This window comes from Phenylobacterium sp. (genome assembly GCF_030697305.1).
Lineage (GTDB): Bacteria > Pseudomonadota > Alphaproteobacteria > Caulobacterales > Caulobacteraceae > Phenylobacterium.
Genome location: NZ_JAUYQL010000102.1, coordinates 23,824 through 44,199 on the forward strand (window position 1 = coordinate 23,824; position 20,376 = coordinate 44,199).

A 20,376-nucleotide genomic window follows, 5' to 3' on the forward strand; every position below is an offset into this window, starting at 1 on the left:
CCGCCGCCTTGCGGCGGGCCGGAGATCACATAGGCTGACGTTCGAAAACGCCGCCGAGTGACCCACACCGATCCCCCATCTGCGCGCACGCCCAAGTCCCGGTCCCGAGGGGCGCGGGTCGTGCTCGCCGTCTGTCTGCTGGTGGCCCTGGCGCTCATCGCCGTCTGGGCGGCCAGGCGAGCGATCGCGCGTGAGGCGCTGATCGGCTGGCTACATAGTCACGGGGTCGAAGCCGACGCCCGGGTCGAGGCCTTCGGCCTTACCGGCTTCACCGGCGCGGTGACCGCCGGCCCAACAGGCGATCCGGATTTCGCCGCCGAACGGGCGGAGATTTCGTACGGTCTCGCCGGTCCGTGGTCTGGCAGGCCTCTGGGTCTGGACGTGAGCTCCGTGCGCTTGGTGCGTCCGGTGCTGAAGGCGCGGTGGCGAAACGGGAAGCTCAGCGCCGGCGCCCTCGACCCGCTGATCGCGGAATTCACCCGCAAACCTCCCAGACCCGACGCCCGCCAGCCCAAGGTCACTATCGAGAACGGCACGCTGCGTCTCGACACCGACTACGGGATCGTACGGCTGAACGCCGACGCCAGGCTGGAGGACGGCAAGCTGCTGGCCCTCGACGCGAGATTGGCCCAGGCGGCCCTGCGCGGGCCTGCCGGATCGGCCGCTGCTGGACCTGGCCGGCTGACCTTGAACACCCGGGGCGACCGGGTGGCGCTGGCGCTCGACCTGCCGCTCACCCGTCTGGAGGTCGCGCAGACGCGCCTGGACGACGCGCGCCTGCGGATCGCCGGCGATCTGCCCTACCCGGACTTCAAGCGGCGGCGCGGCGATGGTCGGGTGACGCTGACCCTGAACGGCGAGGCGGCCACACTGACCAGCAGCGGCGCGAGCCTGAAGGGCGCAATGCTTGAGGGCCGATTTGACGGCGTGGCCGCAGGCTGGATCGAAACCCTGACACTGAGCGGCCAGGCGGCGCTGATGGCCCACGCGGTCTCCGCGGCCCACGGTGACTTGCAGATCGGCCCGGCGAAGGTCGACCTGCGCGCCGAGACGGCGACCTGGAGCCGCAACGGCGGCGACCAGCTCAATGCACGGATGACGGTGAAAGCCGTGGTCGATTCCCTGCGCAGCGGCGACGCGCGCCTGCGCAGCCTCACCGTCGACCTGGCGGGAGCCGGCGAATGGCGCGCCCAGGGTCCCGCGCGACTCAACCTCGCCGGATCGGCCGCCTCGGCCGGCGCGCTCACTTCACTTGGGCGTGTCGAGGCCAAGGACATGCCGCAGATCGCGGCCCTGAAGCGCGGACTGGCCGACTTCCGCGCCACGGCGCCGGGGGTTCGGATCACCCTGGACGACGGCCTGCGGCTCGCCCTGAGCCAGCCCGCGCGGCTCGCCGGCGCCGGCGGCCTGACAGTGATCGTCTCCCCCTCGCGCAGCCAGCCGCTGATCGGGCCGGGCGGCGGCGCGTTCGAGGCGCTGGCGAGCGGCGGCGGTTTTCCACGTGTCGCTCTGACAGGCGGCCGGTGGCGGACGGTGAACGGCGGCGTCGCGTTCGACGGCGGACTGGCGGCCCAGGGCGATTTCGGTCCGCTGCACGGCTTCTCAACGCAAAGCGCCGTCACGCTGCGGGTCATTGGCCCGACCACGACGCTCGCCACTGGCGGCTGCCTGCCGATCCGGGCGAAGCATCTGGAACTGGGCGAGAACGATCTTGAGGATCTGAGCCTCAGCCTCTGCCCATCCGGCGGACCGCTGGTGACCGCGCGCGGCGGCGACTGGCGTACGAACGCGACGGTGCGCGCCCTGCGCGCCCGCGCACCGTTCCTGGAAGCGAGCTTTGAAGACGCCGCCGGACCGCTCGGCTTTGGGATCGCCAAAGGCGTCATGCGCGGCCGTTTCGATGTGCGCGGCGCCCGGATCACGGACCTGGCCTCGGTGCGTCGCTTCAGCCCCCTGCGCGCCGCGGGTGTGGCCGGGGTCGCAGGCGACATCTGGAGCGCCAAGCTGACCCTCGCCGACGGGGCGAACCGCGACCTGGGCGTCGCGGAGCTCCGCCATGACGTGTCGCAGGGCGTGGGCCGCGTGGTGCTCGACGCCGCCGACCTGGTGTTCGCCGAGGGCGGGCTGCAACCGGCCGAGTTGTCGCCCCTGGCGTCGGCGATCGGCTCACCCGCTCGCGGGCGGGCGCACTTCTCTGGCGGCTTCGACTGGACGACCGCGGGTACGGCCAGTCAGGGCTTCCTGGAGATCGACGAACTGGACTTCCAGAGCCCAGCCGGCCCGGTCACCGGGCTGTCCGGCGACATCACCTTCTCCAGCCTCGCGCCGTTGGAGACACCGCCTGGCCAGGCGCTCAGCGTCCAGCGCATCGCGGCCGCCAGCGGCTTGACGGACCTGCGCGTGGGCTTCGCCCTGACGCCGGAAGCGCTGCGGGTCGACGGCGCGACGGCGAACCTGGCCGGCGGCGTCATCAGCGCCGAAGCCTTCACGCTGCCGCTCAAGCCCGGCGCGCCCTGGGGCGGGACGCTGAGCCTCAAGGACGTGCAGTTGTCCGACCTGGTCGAGGCGTCGCCCTTCGCCGACCGCATGGACCTGCAGGCCAAGGTGGACGGGCGCATCCCGTTCACGGTGATCCAGGAAGGCTTCCGCATCTCGCAGGGCGAGCTGCACGCCATCGAGCCCGGCAAGCTGTCGCTGAAGCGCGAGGCGCTGACCGGCGTCGCGGCGACGACCCAGGCCGCACCGGACGCACCGGACGCACCCGCCCCCAACGCCTTCACCGACTTCGCCTACCAGGCCATGGAACACCTGACTTTCACCGAGCTCAGTGCGCGCATCGACAGCCTGCCGCAGGGCCGCATAGGCGTGGTGCTGCGGGTCAAGGGCGAGCACCAGCCGCCGACCCATCAGGAGATCCGGATCTCCGCCGCCGACCTGATCCGCAACAAGTTCCTTGAACGCGAGCTGCCGCTGCCGTCCGGCACCAAAGTGGACCTGACTCTGGACACGTCCTTGAACCTGGACCAGTTGCTGGGCGACTATGCGGGCTATCAGCAGCTACGCGGTTCAGCCGCCGTTCAGCCTGCACCCGCCAATACGGCGCCAGGGCCATCGGAGACCACGACCCCATGATCAGTCGCACGAAGGGCGTTTCCGCCTGCGCCGCCCTGGGCCTGACCCTGTTGGCGGGGGCCTGCGCGCCCACCGTTCATGTGGATGTTAAACCGATCACCATCTACGCCAAGCTGGACGCCGACGTACGGCTGCGCCTCGACGAGGACGTCAAGGCGCTGATCCAGAAGAATCCGAACCTGTTCTGAAGGACATCATCATGAGGCGGCGTAATCTTATGGCGGCGATCGCCGGGGCGGCCGGCGCGATGCTGCTGGTCACCGCGGCGGCCGGACAGACCGGCCAGGCCAAGGCCGTGGTCGACCAGGCGAAGGCTCAAGGCGCGGTTGGCGAACAGTCCGACGGCTATCTTGGCTTCGTTCGCGGCTCCTCCGACGCCGCCGTGAAAGCCGCGGTCGACGAGATCAACGCCGGCCGCGCCCAGCTCTATCGTGAGGCCGCGGCGCGCAACGGCGTGACCCCGCAGGCCGCGGGCGCCGCCACCTTCCAACAGGTGGTGACGCTGAAGCTCCAACCGGGCGAATACTACCGCACACCCGACGGCGCGTGGGTGCGTAAATAATCGCCGAAAACTGCGCGAACGTCTGGAACCCGGCTGAATCACGCTCGTTGATGAAGTGTGGCGGCTCAGACGCCCCCCCGACTTGTGGGCCGCCCCCAAAAGATCGCCCCGGCCTCCTCAGAGGCCGGGGCTTTCGTTTGCGCTAGCGCCGTCGAACGCGATCGCGCCGACATCAGGGTTAATTAACAGGAACGTGGGAACGTAGGACGTCTGCCAGGGTTGGCACGTCATGGGTAGCGATCGTGTCCAGGACTGAACGAATTCAGCAAGAGGCCAGGAGCCTGTGGATCGAGGTCTTCGGCGAACCCCCGTCTGAGGACCTGGACGGGGATCAGATGCTGAACATCATCTTCCAGCGCACGCCGCCATCGACTTATTCGCGGTTGGGCGCCGCGCAGCGCAGTCGAAATCTGGTCTGGCCGCGAAAGCGTTAGCGGACCCTAGAGGGCCAGCACCACGTAGCCGACGAATGTCGCTAGCAGCGTCCACAGCGCCACGCCCAGGACGAACGGCGCGATCGGGCGCTTGCCACGGACGAGGTCGCGCGTCGGCGGGCGCCGAACCGGCGAAGTGTAGTTCTCCGCGTACATATCGAACTTGGCCATGGCCATGCTCCTTGACTGTTCGCGGCGGGGCCGATCCGGCCCAAAGCCCCCGGACCTGTCCCGTCGCGGGACGCGAAACCCGCGCCCGACGAACAACGAGCAACAAAGGCGCCGCAACCGTCAGCGTGGCGGTTCTCAACCTTTCCTGGCGCGAGTAGGTTGTGTGCACGAGGGGTCTCGCAAACCTCGTTCCCCACAAGGAGTGCGTCATGTCGCCCAAGCTCGCCGCCGTTCTGCTTACCCTCGCCGCATCGTCGCTTGCGGGCGCCGCAGAGGCTCACGCCTATCTGGAATCGGCCGCCCCTGCCGTGGACGGCATGTCCGCTCCGCCAGCCGAGATCCGCATCACTTTCTCGGAGGAGGTGGTGACCAAGTTCTCCGGCCTGACGCTGAAGAACGGCGCGGGCAAGAAGGTCGCGGTCGGCAAGCCGAAAGCCGGCGCCGACAAATCCGTGCTGATCGTGCCGGTGAAGGCCAAGCTCGCGCCTGGTCCTTACGACGTGGAATGGTTCTGCGTGTCCGCCGACACGCACCGCATGAAGGGCCACTACCGCTTCACGGTCCGCTAGATGGTCGAGACCCTCGTCGTCGTCGCGCGTCTGCTGCATTATCTGGCGGTGATCGCGCTGTTCGGCGCGGCGGTTTTCCCGATCTATGCCTTCCGGCGCGAGGCCTGGCGGCCGCCGGCCGCCGAGGCGCGCATCCGCGCGATGCTGGCTCCGGCGGCAGCGATAGCCCTGGTCACCGGCCTGCTGTGGCTGGCCGCGGTCGCCGCCCAGATGAGCGGGGACATCGCCGGCGTTTGGGACCCTGAGACCCTGTGGACGGTAATCGTCGACACCGACTTCGGTCACGCCTGGGCCGCGCGGCTGATCCTGACCGGCGGCGTCCTCGGCGAGATCCTGCTGCGACGGGGCGAGCGGCTGCCGGCGATCCTTTCGGCGGTCCTTCTGGCCAGTATCGCGCTGACCGGCCATACCCAGGCCAAGCAGGGCGCGTTGGGGCTGTTGCACATGGCCAGCGATGCGGCCCACCTGCTGGGCGCGGGCGCCTGGCTGGGCGGGCTGATCCCGCTGGCGGCGCTGGCCATGACCCGCGCCGCCGATACGGGCCAGGCCGCGGCGCTCGCCCGCATGGTCCACCGCTTCTCCGGCATGGGCTACGCGGCGGTGGCGGCCCTGCTGGTGTCGGGGGTGTTCAACAGCTGGCTGCTGGTGGGATCGGTCGAGGCGATGTTGACGACGCAATACGGGCAGGTGCTGACCGTGAAGATCGGCGCCTTCCTGGCGATGCTGGCCCTGGCCGCGGCCAACCGCTTCTGGATCAGCCCTCGCCTGTTGCGCCCGGACGGCGCGAGCGACGAGAAGATGTTCACGCGCCTGCGCACCCACATCTGGACTGAACAGGCGCTGGGAGGGGCGGTGCTGGCGCTGGTTGCGGTGCTGGGCACCCTGCCCCCGGGCGCAGAGGCCGGCTGAACTACTCCGCCGGCTCGTCTTGGCCGATAGGCCTGGCGGCCAGATCTCGCAGATACTGCCCGTATTCGCTCTTGGCTTGAGCGCGGCCCAGGTCGGCAAGCTGCTCGCGGTTTATCCACCCCATGCGAAACGCCACCTCTTCAAGACAACCGATGCGCAGGCCCTGGCGCTGCTCCAGCGTGCGGATCAGCTCCCCCGCCTGGATCAGGCTGTCGTGGGTGCCGGTATCCAGCCAGGCGAAGCCGCGCCCGAGCAGTTCCACATGCAGGGCGTCGTCCTCGAGATAGCGGGCGTTGAGCGCGGTGATCTCCAGTTCGCCCCGCTCGGAGGGCTTGAGCGTCTTCGCCAGTTCGCTGGCGCGGCCGTCGTAGAAATACAGGCCGGTTACCGCGTAGTTGGATTTCGGCTGGACCGGCTTCTCCTCGATGCCCAGCACTCGGCCGTCGGGCGCGAGCTCGATCACCCCGTAGCGCTCCGGATCGGTGACCGGATAGCCGAAGACCGTGGCGCCGGCCGCCCTTTCGTCGGCCTTGCGCAGGAGTTGGCCGAAGTTCTGACCGAAGAAGATGTTGTCGCCCAGGATCATCACGCTGGGTTCGCCGCCGACGAACTCCTCGCCCAGGATGTACGCCTGGGCCAGGCCGTCGGGCTTGGCCTGGACGATGTATTCGAAACGCACGCCAAGCTGCGAGCCGTCGCCCAACAGGCGCTTGAAGCCAGCCTGGTCCTCCGGCGTGGTGATGATCAGGATCTCGCGCACGCCAGCCAGCAGCAGCACCGACAGTGGATAGTAGATCATCGGTTTGTCGTAGATCGGCAGCAGTTGCTTGGAGACCGCCAGCGTCAGCGGATGTAGCCGGGTGCCGGAGCCCCCGGCCAGGACGATGCCTCGCCTCATGCGACTTTCCGATCCTGCGCGGCGGCGAGCGCGGCGATGGCTTCGCCCAGCGCGTCGCGCCAGGGCCTGGGGGTGACGCCGAACACCTGCGCCAGCCGCGAGCAGTCCAACTCGGCGTTGAGCGCACGGCGGGCGGGCGTCGGGAAGTCACGGGTGGCGATCGGCTCGATCTCGGGCGGGGGCCGGTCAGGCCAGGCGAGCGCGAAGATCGCCTGGGCCATCTCGTGACGGGTCGTCACGCCGGCGTTGGTGAAATGCAGCAAGCCCCATTCCTTGGCGCCGGCCGGCGCGGCGGCCAGCCTGGGGGCCTGATCCAGGATGAAGGCGGCGAGGTCGCCGCTGGCGGTTGGCCGGGCCCGCTGGTCGGCGACCACCCGCAGGCGCGGTTGCGACTGGGCGAGCCTCAGCATCGCCTGCAGGAAGTTCTGCCCGTAGGCCGAGAACAGCCACGACACCCGCAACACGACTGCGCGGTCGCAGGCCGCCAGCACCGCCTGCTCGCCGGCCAGCTTCGAGGCCCCGTAAACGTGCAGCGGCGCCGGAGCGTCGGTTTCGACGTAGGCAGCGGCCTTCGCGCCCGAGAACACCATGTCGGTGGAGATATGCACCAGCGCCGCGCCGCGCTCAGCGCAGGCCTTCGCCATCGCCGCCGGCGCCCAGGCGTTGATCGCGTAGGCCAGGTCCGGCTCGTCTTCGGCCTTGTCGACAGCGGTGTAGGCGGCGGCGTTGATCACCAGGTCGAGCACGGGCTCCGCGCCGATGGCGCGTGCGACGGCGGCAGTGTCCATCAGGTCGACGTCGGCGCGCGACAGCGCCTTGATCTCCACCCTCTCGCCGGCGCGGTCGCACAGCTCACGCGCCAGTTGGCCGGACGCGCCGAACTGCAGGGCGCGCAAGGTCATGCCTTCACCAGGCCCTGGCGCTCGCTCTCGAAGCCGCGGTCGCGGATCGCCTGCCACCAGTCACGGTTCTCGACGTACCAGCGCACCGTGTCCTCCAACCCGTCGCCGAGGGCGATTCGGGGCCGCCATCCCAGTTCGTTGCGCAGCTTGGACGCGTCGATGGCGTAGCGGAAGTCATGACCGGGCCGGTCGGTGACAAAGGCGATCTTGTCGGCGTGCGGGCCGTTGGCCGGCGCAAGAGCGTCGAGGTGCGCGCAGAGGATGTTGACCAGCTCGATGTTCGGCTTGGTGGCGTCGCCGCCGATCGCATAGGTCTCGCCCAGGCGACCCTTTTCCAGCACCAGCAGCAGCGCTTCGGCGTGGTCGTCGACATGCAGCCAGTCGCGCACCTGCAGCCCCTTGCCATAGACGGGGATGGTCTTCCCCTCGAGCGCGCGGGAGATCACCGTCGGGATCAGCTTTTCGGGGAATTGGTACGGGCCGTAGTTGTTCGAGCAGTTGGTGATCACCACCGGCAGGCCGAAGGTCCGCGACCAGGCGCGCACCAGGTGGTCGGCGGAGGCCTTGCTGGCCGAATAGGGCGAGTTGGGATCGTAGGGCGTCGTCTCGCTGAACGCCCCGTCCTCGCCCAGCGCGCCGAACACTTCATCGGTGGAGACGTGGTGGAAGCGGAACGCCGCCTGCCCGGCCTTCGGCAGGGCGCGCCAGTGTTCCCGGGCGGCTTCCAGCAGAACGCCGGTGCCGATGACGTTGGTCTGCACGAAGCTCAGCGGGTCTTCGATGGCCCGGTCGTTGTGCGATTCTGCGGCCAGGTGCATCACCGCGTCGGGACGATGGCGAGCGAACACCTCACGCACCGCCTGCGCGTCGCAGATGTTCACGTGCTCGAAGGCGTAGAGCGGGCTGTCGGCGACGCTGGCGACGTTCGCGAGGTTGGCCGAATAGGTCAGGGCGTCGAGGTTCACCACCTCGATCCCCTGGGCGACTGCGCGACGCACCACAGCCGAGCCGATGAAGCCCGCGCCTCCGGTGACCAGGAGTTTCATTCGGTGATCCGGAAGCATGGGCGGCGAAGGCGCCGCGAGGTTCTGCGCATGAATCTAGCCTCATACAGCGAAACGAGGCGCGCTCAAGGCGCTGCACCCGTGCGCCATCACCGCCACGCAGCTTGAGCGGGCCTCGGCCACACCCTATCCTTGCGCGGTTCCGGCCGCGCCAAGCGCCTTCAGCCAAGATCCGCAAACCGCCGATGACAGAACCCGCCGCGCCGGCCCAAGCGCGTCCGGCCCCGCCGGGCCGACGTCCTGGCCGCGACCTGACCAGCGGGCCGATCGGCAAGACCCTGATCCTGTTCGCCCTCCCGTTGCTGGGCTCCAACGTGCTGCAGTCGCTGAACGGGTCCGCCAACGCCATCTGGGTCAGCCACTCGCTGGGCGAGGCGGCGCTGACCGCGACGTCCAACGCCAACCAGATCTTCTTCCTGATGCTGGGCGCGGCGTTCGGCGCGACCATGGCCGCGAACATACTGATCGGCCAGGCGATCGGGGCTGGCGATCCCGTCGCCGCCAAGCGGGTCGTCGGCACCGCCACCGCGTTCTTCATCCTGCTGTCGCTGGTGATCGGGGCGTCCGGCGCGCTGCTGACGCCGGCCATCCTGACCCTGATGGGCACGCCCGCCGACGCCCGCGAGAACGCGATCATCTACCTGCGGGTGATCTTCTCGGCGATGCCGTTCATGTACTTCTTCTCGTTCCTGATGATGGCCCAGCGGGCGACGGGAGATTCGCGCACGCCGTTCTATTTCTCCCTGCTCAGCGTCGGCCTCGACATCGTCCTGAACCCGCTGCTGATCATGGGGATCGGGCCGTTTCCGCGCATGGGGATAGCGGGGTCCGCGACCTCCACCCTGATCGCCCAGACCACAACCCTGGCGATGATCCTGATCCACCTCTACCGCACCAACAGCATCCTGGTGCTGCGCCCGTCGGAGTGGGGGCTGCTGAAGCCCGACTTCATCATCGTCAAGGCGCTGGTGCTGAAGGGCATGCCGATGGCGCTGCAGATGATGGTCACCTCCCTGGCCGCGGTCAGCATGATGAGCTTCGTCAACCGCTATGGGTCCCACACCGCGGCGGCCTACGGCGCGGCCGCGCAGCTTTGGACCTATGTGCAGATGCCGGCGCTGGCGATGAGCGGCGCGGTCTCCTCGATGGCCGCCCAGAACGTCGGCGCGAACCGCATGGACCGGGTGGAGCGCGCGGCGCTGATCGGCTCGGCCTACGCCATCCTGCTCACCGCCACGCCGGTGCTGCTGATCTATGCGGTCGAGCCCTACGTGCTGCGGCTGTTCCTGCCGGGCGCCAGCCCGTCGCTGCCGATCGCCATGCATATCAACAGCTATGCGCTGTGGGGCTTCATCCCGTTCGGGATCGCCTTCGTGCTGGCCGGAACGGCGCGCGCCACAGGCGCTGTGTGGCCGCCGCTCGTGGCCATGGCGCTGGCCCTATGGGGCGTGCGCATCCCCTTCGCGGTCCTGCTGCAGTCTCGCCTGGGCGCGGACGCGGTGTGGATGGCGTTTCCGCTGGGCGGCATCGCCACCTGCGTCTTCGCGCTCGCCTATTATCGCTGGGGCGGCTGGCGCAAGGCGCGGATGATGGACACCCGCCCGCGCGGCTCGCTCCCCGACACAGGACTAAGCCCGCCGATCGGCTTCGAGGAGACTGAGGCCGCTGAAGAAGCCGCTGAGGCGTTGGTCAGCCGCGACGCTCCATCATCGCCGAATAGACCAGGGTCCTGAGTTCGCGCCGGATGGGATAGGCGCTGGACGGCAGCACCTGGGTCATCTGGATGACGATGAGGTCCTCGACGGGATCGATCCAGAAGGCGGTGCTGGCCGCGCCGCCCCAGAAGTATTCGCCGACGCTGCAGGGGATCAGCGTGCGCGCCGGATGCTCCACCACGGCGAAACCCAGGCCGAACCCCATGCCGGCGTTGGTCGCCTCGGAGAACAGCGACTGCGACATCTCCGCCAGGTCGCGCCCGCCGGGCAAGTGGTTCGCACGCATCAGCGCCAGGGTCATCGGCGCGACCAGCCGCGCGCCGTCCAGTTCCCCGCCCCGCGCCAGCATCCGGCAGAACCGCAGATAGTCGGCGCTGGTCGACACCAGGCCGCCGCCGCCGGACAACAGCGTCGCAGGCTTGAGGTACGGGCTGGTCACGGGATCGTCCTGCAAAGCCAGTCCGCCCTCAGGCGTGGCGCTGTAGCAGGCGGCGAACCGCGAGGCCTTGTCGGCGGGCACGTGGAAGCCGGTGTCCACCATCCCCAGCGGATCGAAGATCCTGCGCTGCAGGAACTGGTCAAAGGGCACGCCGGATATCTTGCCCACCAGATAGCCGAGCACATCGGTGGCCACGGAGTAGTTCCAGGCCTCGCCCGGCGAGAATTCCAGCGGCAGCGCCGCCAGCGCCTCGATCATGTCGTCCAGGGTGTCGTCATAGCCCAGCTCGGCCAGGTGCAGGCCCCGGTAGGCGGCGTCCAGGTTGGTGCGGTTCTGGATGCCGTAGGTGAGGCCGGAGGTATGGCGCAGCAGGTCGACGATCTGCATCGGGCGTGCTGTCGGGCGGGTGCGGAAGGCCACGGGCCCGCCCGCCGCGAAGACCTGCAGATCGCGCCACTGCGGGATGAACTTGGCCACCGGATCATCCAGCGCGACCAGCCCCTCCTCGACCAGCATCATGAAGGCCAGGCTCGTGACCGGCTTGGTCATCGAGTAGATGCGGAAGATCGTGTCGTCCTCGACCGGTAGGCCGCGTTCGACGTCGCGAAGGCCAAGGACGCTGGAATGGGCGATCTCGCCGCCGCGTGCGATCAGCACCTGGACGCCGGGAAAGCGACCAGAGGCCACGTAGCGCGACTGCATGAACTCATCGAGTCGGCGCAGCCGGTCCTTCGAAAAGCCAAGCGCCGTGACGTCGTTCATCGCCGATTTCTCCAAGCTTCACCGTTAAATGCGGCGCCACCCGCGATTGTGCGATGACGTAATTCAATCGAAAATTCACATTCCCAGGTGAGGTTGCCTCCATCACCGGGAAGCATCACGAAAGTCGCTTAGCCATGACGGCGCGTCCGATCCAGGACATCGAGGCCGCGAACTGGTTCTTCGCGAACGGACTCGACCTGTTCCTGATCATTCGTGACGGACGCATTGCCGGGGTCAACCCCGCGTGGGTCGCCGCTACAGGTTGGTCGCAGGACGAGACGGTGGGCCAGCCTGCCACCGACTTTCATCACCCTGACGAACGTGAGCTGGCCCAGGAGCGCCGCCGCGTGGTCCGCGAACACGGCGAAGGCAGCTTCGAATTCCGCCTGAGAGCGCGCGGCGACCAATGGCTTTGGGTGCGCGCGCACCTCAAACGCCTCGCCGACCAAACGGTGGTCGTCGCCATGCGCGACATCACCGCGGCGGTGCTGGCCGAGCAGGCCGCCCAGGCCGCGCATCAGGCCAAGGCGCACTTCATCGCCAACATCAGCCACGAGATCCGCACCCCGATGAACGGCGTGCTGGGCATCCTGCACCTGCTCAAGGCTGAGACCCTGTCGAGCGACGGCCGCAGATTGCTGGGCGACGCGCTGGCGTGCGGCGGCATGTTGACGGAGGTGCTCAACGACCTGATCGACTTCGCCCGCATGGAAGCCGGCGAAATGCACATCGTGCGCGAACCGGTCGAATTGAACGCGGTGCTGGACAGCGTCACGCACCTTCTGGCGCCGCAAGCCCGCGCCAAGGGGTTGAGCCTGCGCCTCGTCAAATCCGACAGCGAGGTCTGGTTCGTCGGCGACCCGGTGCGCCTGCGCCAGATCCTGTTCAACACTGTCGGCAATGCAGTGAAGTTCACCGACGCGGGCTGGATCGAGGTCCGGGTCATGGTCAGCGGCGTCGACGACTCTCAGGAATTGAAGATCGAGATCGAGGACACTGGCGTTGGCATCACCCCGGCCGCGCAGGACGCGCTGTTCGGAGGCTTTAGCCAGGCCGACAGCTCGCCCACGCGACGCCACGGCGGGTCCGGCCTGGGTCTGGCGATCACCCAGCGGCTGCTGCTTCTGATGGGCGGCGAGATCACCTTCGAGAGCCAGGTCGGGCGCGGCTCCACGTTCCGTCTGCGCGTGCCGGCGCCACGCGCGGCTGCTCCGGACGAGACCGTCGCCCCGAGCGGCCTCTGGCTGGACGGCGCGCGCGTACTGGTGATCGAGGACAATCCGACCAACCGACTGATCGCCACCAAGATGCTCGAAAACCTGGGGGCCTCCGTGGAGACCGCCGACGACGGCCGCGAGGGTGTCGAGGCCGCCCGCCGACAGAATTTCGATCTGATCTTCATGGACATCCAGATGCCCGTGATGGACGGCGTCGATGCGGCGCGCGCGATCCGCCGCCTGGACGGACCAGCCGCGCACACGCCAATCGTGGCGATGACCGCCAACTCCCTGCCGGCCCAGGTCGAGTCCTACCGCGCCGCCGGGATGAACGGCCATGTCGGCAAGCCCCTCTCGCCCCGCGCGCTGGTGGCGGCGCTGCAGGATGCGCTTTGCAAGGATGGCGCCCGTGCTGAGAGCGACCGCGCCGCAGCGGGCTGAATAGGACCGCGCTCCCAGACTGGTCGCTTGTCTCCTGCCCCCTCGTGCTATTGATGGGCGACCTGTCCATCCCGAGAGCCGGCTCATGAAGCGCCCCCAACTCGTCACCGACTCCGCCTCACCCGTCCGAGCGGAGGACTCGCTCAGTTCCGCGATCTCGCCGATCGAGGACATCATCGAAGACGCCCGCAACGGCCGCCCCTACATCCTGGTGGACGCCGAGGACCGCGAGAACGAAGGCGATGTGATCATCCCCGCGCAGTTCGCGACGCCGGAGCAGATTAACTTCATGGCCCGTCACGCGCGCGGCCTGATCTGCCTGTCGATCCCCGCCGAGCGCGCCCGCCAGCTACGCCTGCCGCCGATGGCGCATGACAATCAGTCGGGCCACGGCACCGCCTTCACGGTCTCGATCGAGGCCCGCGACGGGGTCACCACCGGCATCTCCGCCCATGACCGCGCGCACACCGTCGCCGTCGCCATCGACCCGACCAAAGGGCCCGACGAAATCGTCTCGCCTGGCCACGTCTTCCCGCTGGTCGCCCGAGACGGGGGCGTGCTCGTGCGCGCCGGACATACCGAGGCCGCGGTCGACATCTCCCGCATGGCCGGCCTGAACCCCGCCGGCGTGATCTGCGAGATCATGAAGGACGACGGCTCGATGGCGCGGCTGCCGGATCTGGTCGCCTTCGCCCAACTCCATGGCCTGAAGATCGGCACCATCGCCGACTTGATCGCCTATCGCCGCCGCACCGAACGCCAGGTGGAGCGGGTGCTGGAGACGCCCTTCGAGTCGACCTACGCCGGCCGTTTCCGGATGCTGATCTACCGCAACGTACTGGACCGCACCGAGCACGTGGTGCTGAGCCGCGGGCGCATCGAACCCAACCGCGCGACCCTGGTGCGCGTACACATGGTCGACTTCGCCGCCGACATGCTGGGCCACGTCGACGCCCGTCACGATTACGTGCCCAAGGCGCTGCAGGCGATCGCCGACTACGACGGCGCGGGCGTGGCGATCTTCATCCGCGACCCCAATCCGGCGTCGCTATCCGAGCGGTACGGCCAGTCCACCATCGAGCCCAACGTCACCGCCAACATCGTGCGCGACTATGGCATCGGCTCGCAAATCCTGCTGGATCTGGGCGTGCGCGACATGATCCTGCTGACCAACACCGCGCCGCAGATGCCGGGCTTCACCGGTTACGGCCTGAAGATCGTCGACCACCGCGCGCTGGGCTGAGCGCCCGCTCCTCGCCCTGCGGCGAAATCCACCTCCCCCGCTTCGCAAGGAGGATCGGCGGGATCGCCGATTGTCGTTTTCTTGGGGCCTGAACGGGCCTATATGACGCTCTGAACACCCCATCGCCCGGCCGAAAGGCCGGGCGCCTTCATTTTGGCAGCGAGCATAAACGCATGACCGACATCCTCATGCCCAAGGCGACCGCCGTCTGGCTGGTGGACAACACCTCGCTGACGTTCGACCAGATCGCCGACTTCTGCGGCCTGCATCCGCTCGAAGTGCGCGGCATCGCCGACGGCGAAGTGGCGCGCGACATCCGCGGCGCCGACCCGATCGCCAATGGCCAGTTGAACCGCGAAGAGCTGGACGCCGCGCAGAACGATTCGAAGTACCGCATGAAGGCTCAGAAGAGCCGTCACGCCGAGTTGTTGAAGCCGGTGAAGAAGGCGCCGCGCTACACGCCCGTGTCGCGCCGCCAGGATCGCCCGGACGCCATCGCCTGGTTCCTGCGCAACCACCCGGAAGTGCCCGACAGCCAGGTCGCGCGCATCCTCGGCACCACCAAGGCCACCATCGACCAGGTGCGGAATCGCAGTCACTGGAACTCGGGCGCGATCAAGCCGGTGGATCCTGTGACCCTGGGTCTGGCGACGCAGATGGAGCTGGATGCGGTGGTCCGCAAGGCGGCTGACAAGCGCGCCAAGGAAGACGCCAAGCGCGGCGTTACGGAACCGGAAGGCCCGACCCTGCGGCCGGCCTCCGAAACCGGCGTCTCCGAAGACGCGAACGTCTTCGAAGACGAGGATTCGACGGAGGCCTGATCGGCCTCGCGTGCGGTGATGCGCTCTAGTTCAGGCTGCTGCGAAGAGACTCCATCTCTTCCTTCAGCTTGAGCTTCTTGCGCTTCATTTCCGCGAGTCTGAGGTCGTCGGCGGCGGGTCGCCTAATCTCGTCCTGGATGGCTCGCTCGAGAGTTTCGTGTCGAGAGCCAAGTTCACGGATACGAGCCTCAACGGCCATGATGCAGGTCTCCTTGAGTTACGGAACGTCGGGAAGTGAACACCCGCTGGGCATTGGTGTCAGATCACATATGGTTGCAGCCGGCGAAGCTACGACGGCGCCTTGAAATCGTGCGCAGGGGCGCCAGCGGATGACACAGAACGAGCGCCCTAGACTGGTTTTGGGCATCTCCGGGGCCAGCGGCGCGGTCTATGGACTGCGTGTTCTCGACGCCTGCAGCGAGCTAGGTCTGGAATCTCACTTGATTGTGAGTCGGGCGGCCGCGATGACGCTGGCCCAGGAAACCCAGGTGACGCTTTCGCAGATCCAGGGCCTCGCCGACGTCGCCTATCGACCAGGCGATGTGGGCGCCGCCGTCGCCTCGGGATCGTTCAAGACGCTCGGCATGGTGGTCGCACCGTGTTCGGTGCGCACCATGAGCGAGATCGCCACCGGCGTGACCTCTTCGCTGCTGACGCGGGCGGCCGACGTGACCCTGAAGGAGCGCCGTCCGCTGGTGCTGATGATCCGCGAGACGCCTCTGCATGTGGGCCATCTGCGCACCATGACCCAGCTCGCCGAGATGGGCGCGGTGATCGCCCCGCCCATGCCGGCGTTCTATACTCGCCCGCAATCGCTCGACGAGGTGATCGACCAATCCGTCGGGCGGGCGTTGGACCATTTCGGGCTCGACTGGAACCGCGTCAAACGCTGGGACGGTCACGGTCTGGCGGCAGGAGACCTGTGAAGGGTGTTCCAGTGAGCGTGATGCGATGAGCGGCCTGTGGGTCTGGGCGCAGGGCGCCTATGCGCGGCCGGGGGTGTCAGAACACTGCCTGCGTCTGCAGGATTCGCACGGCCAGAACGTGTCGCTGCTGTTGTGGGCGGCATGGGCGGGGCCCGTCGACGCGCCGGTCCTGACGCACGCCGCCGAAGCCGTCCGGGCGTGGGAGCACACCGTGGTCGCGCCGCTGCGCACGGCGCGCCGGGCCGCCAGGGATCCTTCGCCGGGCATCGACGCAGGCGCTCAGCTGGCGGCGCGCGAGGCGATCGCCGCCGCCGAACTGCGCGCCGAGCAGGCCCTGCTTGAAAGCCTCGAACTGCTGACCGAGGCCGCCGGCGCCGAGGGACATACGCTGACGGCGCTGAAAGCCGCTTCGCTGGCCTGGGGCGCGGTGCCGCCTGAGCCGGAGCTGGCGCGCCTGGCCGCGGCGCTGGACGGTGCGCTGCTGTCCATCGAGTCGTCACGCGCGCCGGTCGAACGCGCCCACCGCCGGCCCGAGCTCGTTGAAGACGACGCGGCGCTGGACGAAGTCGAGCGCGTGGCCCGCGCCCGCCTGGTGCTGCTGATGCAGGAACACGCCGATCTCGACGCGGCCGCCCAGTCGCTGTCGGCCATACCGCTTCCCGACCTGCTGGTGATCGGGCGGCTGAAGCGCAAGAAGCTCTCTCTCAAGGACGAGATCGCCCGCATCCAGGACCAGCTCACCCCCGACATCATCGCCTAGCGCGATGATCGACATCCGCGAGGACAACCTGTCGGGCGAGGCCGTCCGCGCTCTGATCGCGCTGCATCTGGCAGGCATGCAGGCCGATTCGACGCCGGGCGATTCGTTCGCCCTCGACCGATCCGGCCTCGAGTCGCCGGACATCACCGTCTGGAGCGCCTGGCGTGGTGGGGCGCTGATGGGGATAGCTGCGCTGAAGGCGTTGGCGGACGGCGGCGGCGAGATCAAATCCATGCGCACCGACCCGGCGCACCTGCGCCAGGGCGCGGCGGCCGCCCTCCTCGACCACATCATCGCCGAGGCGCGGCGGCGCGGCTATCGCCGCCTCAGCCTGGAGACCGGGCGTGGCGCCGCCTTCGAAGCGGCGCTCACGCTGTACGCCAAGCGAGGCTTCACGCCGGGCGAATCCTTCGCCGACTATCCCGACTACGGACCCGGCGACTTCAACCAGTTCCTGCACCTGGACCTTTAGCTGGTCTTAGTCCGCCTCGGCGAAGGCCGGCTCGGCGCACCAGTCGGCGAACGCCTGCATCGCCGCTGAGGGCGCACGCACCCGCAAGCGGGTCAGCCAGTAGCCGCCGGTGTCGACGCTGATGGCGAACGGCTGCACGAGCTGGCGCGCGTAGAGCTCGCGGCTGAACATCGCCACGGGCGCCAGCGCCACGCCCGCGCCCAGCAGCGCGGCCTGCACCATCAGGCTGAGGGAATCGAACACCGGACCTGAGAGCGTCGGGGGCTCCACGCCCGCGGCCTTGAACCAGGACGGCCACTCCTCGCGGCGGTAGGAGCGCAGCAGCGGCACGCTGATCAGGTCACGCGGCGCCTGCAGGCGCGAGGCGATCGACGGCGCGCAGAGCGGCGTGAGCGGGGCCGTGAGAATCTCCTGCGCGACCAGCCCTGGCCAGACGCCGTCGCCGAACCGGATCGCCAGGTCGAGCCCTTCGGCGGCCAGATCGACCTTGTTGTTGTGGGTCTGCAGGCGCAGGTCGATCAGCGGGTGCGCCTCGCGGAACGCCGGCAGCCTGGGCATCAGCCAGCGCACGGCGAAGGTGCCGACCACGCCGATGGTCAGGACTTCGCGCATGGCGCCACCCTCGAAACGCTGCAGGGCGCGGCCGATCCGTTCGAACGCGTCGCTCAACGTCGGCAGCAGCGCCTGGCCCTCATCGGTCAGCACCAGCCCGCGCGGCAGCCGGGTGAATAGCGACACGCCCAGGCGCGCCTCCAGCCCCTTCACCTGATGACTGACCGCCGCCTGGGTGACGAACAGCTCCCGCGCGGCCTCGGTGAAGCTGAGCAGCCGCGCCGAGGCCTCGAACGCCCGCAGTGCGTTGAGAGGCAATTGGGCGTGATCCATGTGCAATGACCTAGATTACCTCAGGCATAGCCTGATATATCATCGTTTGCGCGTGTTGCTTCCCTGGCTAATGCTCTGGCCATGCCTCCACATGCACGAGACCTTGTTGGCCTGAAAGCAGAGCGCGCGCCGCAACGTGGCGCCAGCCGCCGACGCGGCTACGATGGCCTGATGAAAGTGGATCTGAAGCGTCATCCCGATTCGCCGTGCACGGCGGTCACGCAGATCGAAGCGCACACTGCGCGATCCGACGGGGGCGTGCTGACGCTCGAATACTGCGTGCGCGCGGAGCCTGCCGCGTTGCTGCTGCCACGCCCGACCGAGCCCCGGCGAACCGACGAACTCTGGCGGCATACCTGCTTGGAGGCGTTCGTGCATTCGCCGACGGGTGAAGCCTACCACGAGTTCAACTTCGCGCCGTCGACGCAATGGGCGGCCTATCGGTTCGACGGCTATCGCCAGGGCATGGCCCCGGCCGATATCGAGCCGCCGAGCGTTATCATGCTCCCCGCCGCCGACGGTTTCACGCTCAGTGTCGCTGTGGATCTTGGCGGTGTCCGCGACCTGCCGCCGACCGCTATCTGGCGGATCGGGCTGTCGGCGGTGATCGAAGAGGTCGGCGGGCGCATCTCCTACTGGGCGGCGACCCATCCTCCCGGGCGGCCCGACTTCCACCACGCCGACGGCTTCGCCCTCGACCTCACGCCAACGGAGTAGTCATGAAATTCGGCCTGGACCGGCTTCTCGCCGAACCCGAACTGCGCGCGCCGCTCGCAGGCCGCCGCGTCGCCTTGCTGGCCCATCCGGCCTCGGTGAGCCAGGGCTTGCAGCATTCGCTGGATGCGCTCGCCGCCTGCGGCGACCTGAAACTCTCCGCCGCCTTCGGGCCCCAGCACGGCCTGCGCGGCGACAAGCAGGACAACATGATGGAGTCGCCCGACTTCAACGATCCGGTGCACGGCGTGCCGGTGTTCAGCCTGTACGGCGAGGTCCGCAAGCCGACCGAAGCGATGATGCAGAGCTTCGACGTCCTGCTGGTCGACCTCCAGGATCTGGGTTGCCGCATCTACACCTTCCTCACTACGCTGCGTGACGTGCTCGAGGCCGCCGCGGCGTCCGGCAAGGCGGTGTGGGTGCTGGACCGTCCGAACCCCGCCGGCCGGCCAGTCGAGGGTCTGACGCTCCGCCCGGGCTGGGAGAGCTTCGTCGGAGCCGGCCCCATGCCGATGCGCCACGGCCTGACGCTCGGCGAACTCGGCCACTGGTTCATCAAGACCCTGAAGCTCGACGTCGAGTACCGGGTGATCGAGATGCAGGGCTGGAAACCCGACGAAGGCCCGGGCTTCGGTTGGCCGCTGGGCGAGCGCGCCTGGGTCAATCCCAGCCCCAACGCCCCGAACCTGTGGATGGCGCGCGCCTACGCCGGCACAGTGATGGTCGAGGGCGTGACGCTTTCGGAAGGCCGCGGCACGACCCGGCCGCTGGAGCTGTTCGGCGCCCCCGACATCGACGCGCGCGCGGTGATCGCCGAGATGCAGGCGTTGGCGCCCGAATGGCTGAAGGGCTGCATTCTGCGGGACTGCTGGTTCGAACCCACCTTCCACAAGCATATCGGCAAGCTGTGCAGCGGCGTGCAGATCCACACGGAAGGGCCCGCCTACGACCACCAGGCGTTCCGGCCTTGGCGGCTGCAGACGCTTGCGTTCAAAGCGATCCGCCGCCTGCACCCCGATTATCCGCTGTGGCGCGACTTCGCCTACGAGTACGAGGTCGGCAAGCTGGCCATCGACGTGATCAACGGCGGCCCCGCCTTGCGTGAATGGGTCGACGACCCGGCCGCCACACCCGGCGACCTGGACGCCCTGACCCGCCCGGACGAACAGGCCTGGGTCGAAGAGCGACGCGATTACCTGCTGTACTGAATGCGCCTCAACGCCATCCGAACCAGAACAGCCTTGCCGCCAGCAAGGCGAACGCCAACGCGATCAACGGCCCGAAGAACACCAGCGTGTGACGGGTCAGTCGCTCGGGCAGGAGGGTGTCGGAAACGCCGG

21 protein-coding genes are annotated in these 20,376 nt (G+C 68.5%); 14 read left to right on the plus strand and 7 right to left on the minus strand.

Annotated features, from left to right (window positions below; all coding sequences use genetic code 11):
- The first annotated feature begins 120 nt into the window (after positions 1-120).
- Genes Q8R27_RS10690 through Q8R27_RS10700 form a run of 3 tightly spaced genes read left to right on the plus strand, consistent with a single transcriptional unit; the run spans position 121 to position 3,694 of the window.
- Positions 121-3,132 carry a YdbH domain-containing protein gene (locus tag Q8R27_RS10690; RefSeq protein WP_305699008.1) on the plus strand — a complete coding sequence of 1,004 codons (3,012 nt, stop codon included), beginning with the start codon at positions 121-123 and terminating at the stop codon, positions 3,130-3,132.
- On the plus strand, positions 3,129-3,320 hold the full coding sequence (locus Q8R27_RS10695; RefSeq protein ID WP_305699009.1) for a YnbE family lipoprotein: 192 nt from the start codon (positions 3,129-3,131) through the stop codon (positions 3,318-3,320). Before Q8R27_RS10690 ends, Q8R27_RS10695 begins: the two co-directional genes overlap by 4 nt.
- Positions 3,321-3,331: 11 nt before the next feature.
- A complete protein-coding gene (locus tag Q8R27_RS10700; RefSeq protein ID WP_305699010.1) occupies positions 3,332-3,694 on the plus strand; it encodes a YdbL family protein in 363 nt (120 codons plus the stop codon).
- Between the two features lie 440 nt (positions 3,695-4,134).
- On the opposite strand, the gene Q8R27_RS10705 is transcribed toward Q8R27_RS10700, so the two are convergent.
- Entirely contained in the window at positions 4,135-4,299 is a 165-nt protein-coding gene (locus Q8R27_RS10705) for a hypothetical protein (RefSeq protein ID WP_305699011.1), read from the minus strand.
- Positions 4,300-4,508: 209 nt separating this feature from the next.
- On the opposite strand from Q8R27_RS10705, the gene copC reads away from it, so the two are divergent.
- Both copC and copD read left to right on the plus strand, forming a co-directional pair.
- On the plus strand, positions 4,509-4,868 hold the full coding sequence (gene copC / locus Q8R27_RS10710; RefSeq protein ID WP_305699012.1) for a copper homeostasis periplasmic binding protein CopC: 360 nt from the start codon (positions 4,509-4,511) through the stop codon (positions 4,866-4,868).
- Entirely contained in the window at positions 4,869-5,777 is a 909-nt protein-coding gene (copD, locus tag Q8R27_RS10715; protein ID WP_305699013.1) for a copper homeostasis membrane protein CopD, read from the plus strand. It begins immediately after the preceding gene.
- 1 nt (position 5,778) lies between these two features.
- Here the strand turns inward: copD and rfbA are convergent, their stop codons facing one another.
- Genes rfbA through rfbB form a run of 3 tightly spaced genes read right to left on the minus strand, consistent with a single transcriptional unit; the run spans position 5,779 to position 8,623 of the window.
- Positions 5,779-6,675, minus strand: a complete 897-nt coding sequence (gene rfbA, locus Q8R27_RS10720; protein WP_305699014.1) for a glucose-1-phosphate thymidylyltransferase RfbA — start codon at positions 6,673-6,675, stop codon at positions 5,779-5,781.
- Positions 6,672-7,577, minus strand: a complete 906-nt coding sequence (gene rfbD, locus Q8R27_RS10725; protein ID WP_305699015.1) for a dTDP-4-dehydrorhamnose reductase — start codon at positions 7,575-7,577, stop codon at positions 6,672-6,674. Before rfbD ends, rfbA begins: the two co-directional genes overlap by 4 nt.
- A complete protein-coding gene (gene rfbB / locus Q8R27_RS10730; protein ID WP_305699016.1) occupies positions 7,574-8,623 on the minus strand; it encodes a dTDP-glucose 4,6-dehydratase in 1,050 nt (349 codons plus the stop codon). Before rfbB ends, rfbD begins: the two co-directional genes overlap by 4 nt.
- A gap of 203 nt (positions 8,624-8,826) precedes the next feature.
- On the opposite strand from rfbB, the gene Q8R27_RS10735 reads away from it, so the two are divergent.
- Positions 8,827-10,374: an MATE family efflux transporter gene (locus Q8R27_RS10735; protein ID WP_305699017.1), complete on the plus strand. Its 1,548-nt coding sequence runs from the start codon at positions 8,827-8,829 to the stop codon at positions 10,372-10,374.
- Here the strand turns inward: Q8R27_RS10735 and Q8R27_RS10740 are convergent.
- A complete protein-coding gene (locus Q8R27_RS10740; RefSeq protein WP_305699018.1) occupies positions 10,331-11,557 on the minus strand; it encodes a serine hydrolase in 1,227 nt (408 codons plus the stop codon). The genes Q8R27_RS10735 and Q8R27_RS10740 overlap by 44 nt on opposite strands.
- Before the next feature lie 134 nt (positions 11,558-11,691).
- Between Q8R27_RS10740 and Q8R27_RS10745 the strand changes: the two genes are divergently transcribed.
- The 3 genes from Q8R27_RS10745 to Q8R27_RS10755 all read left to right on the plus strand — a co-directional run bounded on the left by Q8R27_RS10745 (position 11,692) and on the right by Q8R27_RS10755 (position 15,279).
- On the plus strand, positions 11,692-13,215 hold the full coding sequence (locus tag Q8R27_RS10745; RefSeq protein ID WP_305699019.1) for an ATP-binding protein: 1,524 nt from the start codon (positions 11,692-11,694) through the stop codon (positions 13,213-13,215).
- An 85-nt stretch (positions 13,216-13,300) separates the two neighbouring features.
- Positions 13,301-14,458: a 3,4-dihydroxy-2-butanone-4-phosphate synthase gene (gene ribB / locus Q8R27_RS10750; protein ID WP_305699020.1), complete on the plus strand. Its 1,158-nt coding sequence runs from the start codon at positions 13,301-13,303 to the stop codon at positions 14,456-14,458.
- A gap of 173 nt (positions 14,459-14,631) precedes the next feature.
- Entirely contained in the window at positions 14,632-15,279 is a 648-nt protein-coding gene (locus Q8R27_RS10755; protein WP_305594350.1) for a DUF1013 domain-containing protein, read from the plus strand.
- A gap of 25 nt (positions 15,280-15,304) precedes the next feature.
- Here the strand turns inward: Q8R27_RS10755 and Q8R27_RS10760 are convergent, their stop codons facing one another.
- Complete coding sequence (locus tag Q8R27_RS10760; RefSeq protein WP_305699021.1) at positions 15,305-15,478, minus strand: DUF465 domain-containing protein; 174 nt, start codon at positions 15,476-15,478, stop codon at positions 15,305-15,307.
- A 130-nt stretch (positions 15,479-15,608) separates the two neighbouring features.
- Between Q8R27_RS10760 and Q8R27_RS10765 the strand changes: the two genes are divergently transcribed.
- Genes Q8R27_RS10765 through Q8R27_RS10780 form a run of 3 tightly spaced genes read left to right on the plus strand, consistent with a single transcriptional unit; the run spans position 15,609 to position 17,437 of the window.
- A complete protein-coding gene (locus Q8R27_RS10765; RefSeq protein ID WP_305594346.1) occupies positions 15,609-16,205 on the plus strand; it encodes a UbiX family flavin prenyltransferase in 597 nt (198 codons plus the stop codon).
- A gap of 25 nt (positions 16,206-16,230) precedes the next feature.
- A complete protein-coding gene (locus Q8R27_RS14495; RefSeq protein WP_371134682.1) occupies positions 16,231-16,965 on the plus strand; it encodes a TIGR02444 family protein in 735 nt (244 codons plus the stop codon).
- A gap of 4 nt (positions 16,966-16,969) precedes the next feature.
- A complete protein-coding gene (locus Q8R27_RS10780) occupies positions 16,970-17,437 on the plus strand; it encodes a GNAT family N-acetyltransferase (RefSeq protein WP_305699022.1) in 468 nt (155 codons plus the stop codon).
- Positions 17,438-17,443: 6 nt separating this feature from the next.
- On the opposite strand, the gene Q8R27_RS10785 is transcribed toward Q8R27_RS10780, so the two are convergent.
- Positions 17,444-18,307 carry a LysR family transcriptional regulator gene (locus tag Q8R27_RS10785; RefSeq protein ID WP_371134683.1) on the minus strand — a complete coding sequence of 288 codons (864 nt, stop codon included), beginning with the start codon at positions 18,305-18,307 and terminating at the stop codon, positions 17,444-17,446.
- Positions 18,308-18,493: 186 nt separating this feature from the next.
- Here Q8R27_RS10785 and Q8R27_RS10790 point away from each other — a divergent pair, with 186 nt between their 5' ends.
- Positions 18,494-19,039, plus strand: a complete 546-nt coding sequence (locus tag Q8R27_RS10790) for a DOMON-like domain-containing protein (RefSeq protein WP_305699024.1) — start codon at positions 18,494-18,496, stop codon at positions 19,037-19,039.
- A 2-nt stretch (positions 19,040-19,041) separates the two neighbouring features.
- Entirely contained in the window at positions 19,042-20,244 is a 1,203-nt protein-coding gene (locus Q8R27_RS10795; RefSeq protein ID WP_305699025.1) for a DUF1343 domain-containing protein, read from the plus strand.
- Positions 20,245-20,376: the final 132 nt, after the last annotated feature.

What these genes read in the sequence shown, in the direction of transcription:
- copD (WP_305699013.1), top strand. Translation starts at nt 4,869, where the DNA reads ATGGTCGAGACCCTCGTCGTCGTCGCGCGTCTGCTGCATTATCTGGCG.
- Q8R27_RS10780 (WP_305699022.1), top strand. Translation starts at nt 16,970, where the DNA reads ATGATCGACATCCGCGAGGACAACCTGTCGGGCGAGGCCGTCCGCGCT.
- rfbB (WP_305699016.1), bottom strand. Translation starts at nt 8,623, where the DNA reads ATGAAACTCCTGGTCACCGGAGGCGCGGGCTTCATCGGCTCGGCTGTG.
- Q8R27_RS10795 (WP_305699025.1), top strand. Translation starts at nt 19,042, where the DNA reads ATGAAATTCGGCCTGGACCGGCTTCTCGCCGAACCCGAACTGCGCGCG.
- Q8R27_RS10735 (WP_305699017.1), top strand. Translation starts at nt 8,827, where the DNA reads ATGACAGAACCCGCCGCGCCGGCCCAAGCGCGTCCGGCCCCGCCGGGC.
- copC (WP_305699012.1), top strand. Translation starts at nt 4,509, where the DNA reads ATGTCGCCCAAGCTCGCCGCCGTTCTGCTTACCCTCGCCGCATCGTCG.
- Q8R27_RS10765 (WP_305594346.1), top strand. Translation starts at nt 15,609, where the DNA reads ATGACACAGAACGAGCGCCCTAGACTGGTTTTGGGCATCTCCGGGGCC.
- Q8R27_RS10790 (WP_305699024.1), top strand. Translation starts at nt 18,494, where the DNA reads ATGAAAGTGGATCTGAAGCGTCATCCCGATTCGCCGTGCACGGCGGTC.
- rfbD (WP_305699015.1), bottom strand. Translation starts at nt 7,577, where the DNA reads ATGACCTTGCGCGCCCTGCAGTTCGGCGCGTCCGGCCAACTGGCGCGT.
- Q8R27_RS10700 (WP_305699010.1), top strand. Translation starts at nt 3,332, where the DNA reads ATGAGGCGGCGTAATCTTATGGCGGCGATCGCCGGGGCGGCCGGCGCG.
- Q8R27_RS10755 (WP_305594350.1), top strand. Translation starts at nt 14,632, where the DNA reads ATGACCGACATCCTCATGCCCAAGGCGACCGCCGTCTGGCTGGTGGAC.
- rfbA (WP_305699014.1), bottom strand. Translation starts at nt 6,675, where the DNA reads ATGAGGCGAGGCATCGTCCTGGCCGGGGGCTCCGGCACCCGGCTACAT.
- Q8R27_RS10740 (WP_305699018.1), bottom strand. Translation starts at nt 11,557, where the DNA reads ATGAACGACGTCACGGCGCTTGGCTTTTCGAAGGACCGGCTGCGCCGA.
- Q8R27_RS10760 (WP_305699021.1), bottom strand. Translation starts at nt 15,478, where the DNA reads ATGGCCGTTGAGGCTCGTATCCGTGAACTTGGCTCTCGACACGAAACT.
- Q8R27_RS10745 (WP_305699019.1), top strand. Translation starts at nt 11,692, where the DNA reads ATGACGGCGCGTCCGATCCAGGACATCGAGGCCGCGAACTGGTTCTTC.
- ribB (WP_305699020.1), top strand. Translation starts at nt 13,301, where the DNA reads ATGAAGCGCCCCCAACTCGTCACCGACTCCGCCTCACCCGTCCGAGCG.
- Q8R27_RS10705 (WP_305699011.1), bottom strand. Translation starts at nt 4,299, where the DNA reads ATGGCCAAGTTCGATATGTACGCGGAGAACTACACTTCGCCGGTTCGG.
- Q8R27_RS10695 (WP_305699009.1), top strand. Translation starts at nt 3,129, where the DNA reads ATGATCAGTCGCACGAAGGGCGTTTCCGCCTGCGCCGCCCTGGGCCTG.
- Q8R27_RS14495 (WP_371134682.1), top strand. Translation starts at nt 16,231, where the DNA reads ATGAGCGGCCTGTGGGTCTGGGCGCAGGGCGCCTATGCGCGGCCGGGG.